This window comes from Streptomyces sp. NPDC058459 (genome assembly GCF_042721685.1).
Classification (GTDB): domain Bacteria; phylum Actinomycetota; class Actinomycetes; order Streptomycetales; family Streptomycetaceae; genus Streptomyces.
The window spans coordinates 1-5,223 of the sequence record NZ_JBHXLV010000309.1 but is presented as its reverse complement, the minus strand read 5'-3'; the positions used below and the strand labels follow the sequence as shown (position 1 = coordinate 5,223).

The following is a 5,223-nucleotide window of genomic DNA, read 5'->3' as shown; positions in this document are numbered from 1 at the left end:
GTCGTGCGCGCGGGCGAGGTCGGCGGCGAGGAGTTCGAAGTCGTCGGCGTCCTCGGGCGGTCGGCGCCGGGGTTTGCCGCGTGGTGGTGCCTGGCCCCGGCGCAGCCCGTCGACCAGGGCGCGCAGGTCGGCCTCGCCTCGGGCGGCGTTGCGGCGCAGCGCGCCGACGCGGTCGCCGACGGACCGGGCGGCGCGGTCGGCGGCCACGGCGGCGACGCCGATGGCGGCTCCGGCGACCACGACGGCGAGGGCGAGCACCGCCCAGAGGACGAGGCCGTGCGCGTCGCCGGCGCGGACGGTGAAGATCACGGCCGCGGTGGCGGCGAGGGCGACCGCGACGGGCGGGAGTACGGCGAGCCGGATGAGCTGGGGCCGTAGGAGCGTCTCGGGCAGTGCGGGAGCGGGTCGGGCGACCGGTCTCCCGTGTCGGCCGCCCTCTCGGCGGTCGGCACGTGAGGCCGGTGCGCGGAGGTGAGACATCTGCGTCCTCGTACTGGTACGTCGGGCCTGGTGTCGGAAAGAAAGAACGGGAAGGAAAACGGGGCCCTGAGTTATCCGACAGGAATTCACGGTAGTTGCCTGTGCGGCGGGTGCGGCGGGCAGTTGACAAAGTCTCCCGGCCCGCGTCCCGCTCTGGTATGAGGCGTCGTACATTCGATCGATAAAGCCAGCGAATTTCCGCGTCACACGGCAAAGGAAATGGTCCGTCCCGATCAGAAGAAATCATTCCCGGAATGCGCGTCAAACGTCACAGGAAGTCCCGCGCAGCGCCCCGGCGCGATCCGTACACGTGATCGGCATCCCGTACGCTCCCGGCAGCTGTCGCCTCCTGCCCAGCCTGGCGGGTGCGACGGCCGGGGGACGCGAACTCCCGGTGGTCGTCGGTCTGGTGGCGTCCGCCACGGTGCCTCCGGGGCGGGCCACCGCCAAGGGCGCGGGCCCGCTGCCCCGGCGGGAGGTACCGGCGCGGGCGGCGCGGCCGGCGGCCACGGCAGGCACGGTGGTGATCGCGCTGTCGTTGCTGGTGCTGTCGTACCAGTCGGTCGCCGCCGGGAGCCGGACGGCGCCCTATGGCGGCGGGCGCTCCGGCTGCTGCCGGCCTGCTCACCAGGGCCACGGTCCCGGCGATGGCGGTCGGCGCGGTCCGTGCGACCGTCGTAGGGCTGGTGGCCGGGCAACTGCCGCGGGTGGCGACGGTCGGGGGCGGCCCGAAGTGGGGGCTGCGGTACCTCGTCGGCAACCTGGCCGTCGGCGTGCCGGCCGCGCTGGTCCGGGGCTGGTGGCGGGGGCGGTGGCCGCTGTCACGCTGCGGGTGACGGCGCGCGGTGCGGCGGCTCCTGAGGAGGTCACCGCCCCGGAGCCGGCGCGTGGGTGATCGGACCAGCGTCAGGACTACCGCGAGCGCGGAGTCGTACTTCTGCTGTCGCCCCGCGAAGGACTCCAGGACTGGGATGACCTGCCGTCCGGGTGTGGGACGCCTCGTCCGTCGCCGCGCTGGACGCTGTCGCGGTGCGGTACGCCGAGCGCGGCAGGACGGTCGAGTTCCGCGCCCCGGGCCGCACAGCGGGCTGACCGGCGGGCGGCGGCCGGGCGGGGGGCATCCGTCACCCGGTCGCGGCCAGCAGGGTGCGGCCGCCGAGCGCGACGGAGAACTGGTCGGTGATCTGGGCCAGCGCCTCGGCGGTGCCGGGGGCCACGGTCAGGCTGCCGTCCTCGTGCACCACTATGTCCTTGTCGAGGGTGAACCAGCCCTGGACTATATGCGCGGCACCCATGGAGCTGAGCACCGGCCGCAGCGCGTAGTCGATGGCGAGGACATGCGCGGTGGTGCCGCCGGTGGCGAGCGGCAGCACCGTCTTGCCGGTGAGCGCGTACTGCGGGAGCAGGTCGAGGAAGGCCTTGAGCAGCCCGGAGTACGCCGCCTTGTAGACAGGGGTGCCGATCACGACGCCGTCGGCCCGGTCGACCAGTTCGGCGGCGGCTGTGATCGCCGGATGCCGGACATCGGCGCGGAGCAGCGCCTCGGCGGGCAGCCCGCGCACGTCCAGCGGCACCACTTGATGCCCCTGGCGGCTGAGTCGTTCGTCCAGGTGACGGAGCAGACGGCCGGTGCGGGAGGTGGCGGAGGGGCTGCCGGAGATGGACAGGACGGTTGCCATGGGGGACCTTTCGAAGGAAGTACGGCGGGGCTACGCGTGCTGCCACAGGGTGGTGGGCGCCGCCGCCCGCACCACGGGTGCGATCTCCTCGGCGAACCAGCGGAGCTGGTCGATCTGCCGGGGCAGGGAGAGGCCGGAGCCGTCGACGGTGACGGACTGGAGGTCGTGGCGGTAGGCCGCGTGGAAACCGAGGATCTTGTCGATGACCTGCTGCGGACTGCCGATGAGATGGGGACCGTCCGCGATGGCCTCCTCGATGGTGCGGAACGGCGTGTTGTACCCCGGCTTGCCCGCCAGGTGCGGCTTGTACGTCTGGCGGACCCGCGCCTCGTAGAACTCCTTGAACTCGGCCACCGCCTGCCGGCTGGTGCGGGCGATGAACAGGCCGCCGGAGCCCGCGCCGACATAGGCGCCGGCCGGGTCGTGGCCGTGGGCGGCGAAGCGTTCCCGGTAGTGGTCGATGAGCCGGGTGTACGCCTCGCGGGGCTGGATGGCGTTGGCGCTGAACAGCGGGTCGCCGTGACGGGCGGCCAGCTCGGGTGAGTTGAGGCTGGTGGCGGAGCCGTGCCAGACGCGCGGCGGGCGGCCCTCATAGGGGCGCGGGAGGGTGGTGACGCCGGTCAGGGGCGGGCGGAACTTGCCCTGCCAGGTGACGTCCTCCTCGCGCCAGAGCCTGCGCAGCAGCTCGTACTTCTCGGCCTGGTAGTCCCACTGGAGGCCCTCGTCGAGGCCGAAGAGGTCGAAGTGGCCGGCCTCGGCGCCCTTGCCGATGACGAGTTCGAGGCGGCCCCGGGAGAGCTGGTGCAGGGTGGCGTAGTCCTCGGCGACCCGCACGGGATCGAGGATGGCGAGCACCGTGACGCCGGTGAGCAGCCGGATGCGGGAGGTGCGGGCGGCGAGCGCGCCGAGCAGCACGGTGGGGCCGGCGGAGACGAAGGGTCCGGCGTGCCGCTCCCCGATCGCGTACGCGTCGAAGCCCAGTTCCTCGGCGGCGACACCCGTCTCCACGATCTCGGCCAACCGGTCCGCGGCCGGTACCTGTTCACCGGTCAGCGGATGCGGGGCGTGGCCGCCGATGGTGAGGACCTGGAACCTCATGCGGACTCCTCCTGACGCGGTACGGGCCGGCCGAGGCCGAGGTGGTCGCGCAGGGTGTGCCCCTGGTACTCGGTGCGCAGCACGCCCCGTTCCTGGAGCAGCGGGACGACCCGGTCGACGAACTCGTCCAGCCCGCCGGGGGTGAGATGGGGTACGAGGATGAAGCCGTCGGCCGCGTCGGTCTGGACGTGTTCGTCCAGGGCGGCGGCGACCGAGCCGGGGGTGCCGATGAAGGACTGGCGGGCGGTGAGTTCGATGGCCAGCTCGCGGATGGAGAGGTGCTTCTCCTCGGCGAGGGACCGCCAGCGGGCGGCGATGCCGAACCGGTCGGACATGTGCGCCCAGCCCTGGGCGAGTTCGCCGTCCGGTACCGGTTCGACGTCCGGGAGCGGGCCGTCGGGGTCGTAGCCGGTCAGGTCGCGGCCCCAGACGTTCTCCAGCGTGGCGACGGCGGTCTGCGGGCTGACCTGCAGGCGCCGGATGTGCGCGGCGCGCTCCTGCGCGTCGGCCTCGCTGTCGCCGAGGACGACGGTCGCGGCGGGCAGGATCTTGAGCTGGTCCGGGGTGCGGCCGTACCGGGCCAGGCGGCCCTTGACGTCGGCGTGGAAGGCGCGGCCCGCCTCCAGGGTGCTGTGCCGGCTGAAGACGATGTCGGCGGTGCGGGCGGCGAACTCCCGGCCCTCGTCGGAGTCGCCGGCCTGGATGAGGACGGGGTGCAGCTGGGGCGAGTGGGGCAGCGTGGCGCGGGCCGTGATGTCGAACTGGGGCCCGCTGTGCCGCACGGTGCGCGGGGTGCCGCCGGTGGGCCAGGAGTCCCACAGGGCGCGGGCCACCTCCACGAACTCGGCGGCGCGCGTGTAGCGGTCGGCGCGGTCGAGGTAGCCGCCGCGCCGGAAGTTCTCGCCGGTGAAGGCGTCGGAGGAGGTGACGATGTTCCAGGCGGCACGGCCACCTGAGAGATGGTCCAACGAGGCGAATCTGCGGGCGAGTTCGTAGGGTTCGTTGAAGGTGGCGTTGACGGTGGCGGCCAGTCCGAGGTGTTCGGTGACGGCGGCGAGCGCGTTGAGCACCGTCAGGGATTCGGGGCGGCCGACCACGTCCAGGTCGTGGATGCGGCCCTTGCGTTCGCGCAGCCGTAGTCCCTCGGCGAGGAAGAAGAAGTCGAACTTGCCGCGTTCGGCGGTGCGGGCCAGGTGCTGGAAGGAGGAGAAGTCGATCTGGCTGCGGGATTCCGGGTCCTGCCACACGGTGGTGCTGTTGACGCCCGGGAAGTGCGCGGCGAGGTGGATCTGCTTGCGTCCGGCGGGGGTTGAGGCACTCACAGCGCGGCCTCCGTCCGTGCGGTGTAGCGGCTCGCGGGCCGTGCGAGGCCGAGGTGGTCACGGAGGGTGTGCCCGGTGTGGGTGGCGCGGAACAGGCCGCGGGCACGCAGCGCGGGTACGACGTCGTGGATCACGACGGGCAGTTCCTCCGAGGGGTCGGTGGTGACGAGGTGGAAACCGTCCGTACCGGCCTCGGCGTGCCATTCGACGAGCGACTCCGCCAGGCCATGCGGATTTTCGGTGACGGAGAGACGTGTCAGCACGCGCAGGTCGACCCGGTCGGCGTGCCTCAGCAGCTCGGTGCGGGCATCGCGGGCGGCGGCGGGGCTGTCGGCGTCCAGCAGGACGATCTCGGCGTAGTGGGCGGCCAACTCCCAGCGGTGGTCGCGTGCTTGGGCGTCCAGTACGACGGCGACGGGTGGCCGGCCCTGCGGTGGCCGGGGCACGATGGACGGTCCCCGTACGGAGAAGTGCGGCCCCTCGAAGTCGGCGTAGTGCAGCTTGTCGCGGTCGATGAAGCGGCCGGTCCCGGCGTCCCGGATCTCGGCGTCGTCCTCCCAGCTGTCCCAGAGCCGGACGGCGGCCTCGGCGGCGTCGGCCGCCGCCCCCCCCACCCCGGCGTCGGGCGCGGGGTCGCGGCGGCC

General features: G+C 73.1%; 4 protein-coding genes and 2 pseudogenes. 1 reads left to right on the top strand and 5 read right to left on the bottom strand.

All coding sequences use genetic code 11. The features are described from left to right. A pseudogene (locus ACFWN1_RS31450) lies at nt 1-480 on the bottom strand (ATP-binding protein); the annotation flags it as partial. 590 nt (nt 481-1,070) lie between these two features. On the opposite strand from ACFWN1_RS31450, the gene ACFWN1_RS31445 reads away from it, so the two are divergent. Continuing rightward, a complete protein-coding gene (locus ACFWN1_RS31445; RefSeq protein ID WP_384369559.1) occupies nt 1,071-1,316 on the top strand; it encodes a hypothetical protein in 246 nt (81 codons plus the stop codon). 288 nt (nt 1,317-1,604) lie between these two features. Here the strand turns inward: ACFWN1_RS31445 and ssuE are convergent, their stop codons facing one another. The 4 genes and pseudogenes from ssuE to ACFWN1_RS31425 all read right to left on the bottom strand — a co-directional run. Then, on the bottom strand, nt 1,605-2,159 hold the full coding sequence (ssuE, locus tag ACFWN1_RS31440) for an NADPH-dependent FMN reductase (protein WP_384369556.1): 555 nt from the start codon (nt 2,157-2,159) through the stop codon (nt 1,605-1,607). A gap of 30 nt (nt 2,160-2,189) precedes the next feature. Next, nucleotides 2,190-3,257 (bottom strand): LLM class flavin-dependent oxidoreductase, encoded by a 1,068-nt coding sequence (locus tag ACFWN1_RS31435; protein ID WP_384369553.1) that lies wholly within the window; start codon nt 3,255-3,257, stop codon nt 2,190-2,192. Next, the gene (locus ACFWN1_RS31430) at nt 3,254-4,579 is read right to left on the bottom strand and encodes an NtaA/DmoA family FMN-dependent monooxygenase (RefSeq protein WP_384369550.1); all 1,326 of its coding nucleotides are present in this window, start codon (nt 4,577-4,579) and stop codon (nt 3,254-3,256) included. Before ACFWN1_RS31430 ends, ACFWN1_RS31435 begins: the two co-directional genes overlap by 4 nt. Further along, nucleotides 4,576-5,223 (bottom strand): annotated as a pseudogene (locus tag ACFWN1_RS31425) (FMNH2-dependent monooxygenase); the annotation flags it as partial. The pseudogene ACFWN1_RS31425 and the gene ACFWN1_RS31430, both read right to left, overlap by 4 nt.

Coding starts and splice junctions, on each gene's coding strand:
- ssuE (WP_384369556.1), bottom strand. CDS start 2,159: ATGGCAACCGTCCTGTCCATCTCCGGCAGCCCCTCCGCCACCTCCCGC.
- ACFWN1_RS31435 (WP_384369553.1), bottom strand. CDS start 3,257: ATGAGGTTCCAGGTCCTCACCATCGGCGGCCACGCCCCGCATCCGCTG.
- ACFWN1_RS31445 (WP_384369559.1), top strand. CDS start 1,071: ATGGCGGCGGGCGCTCCGGCTGCTGCCGGCCTGCTCACCAGGGCCACG.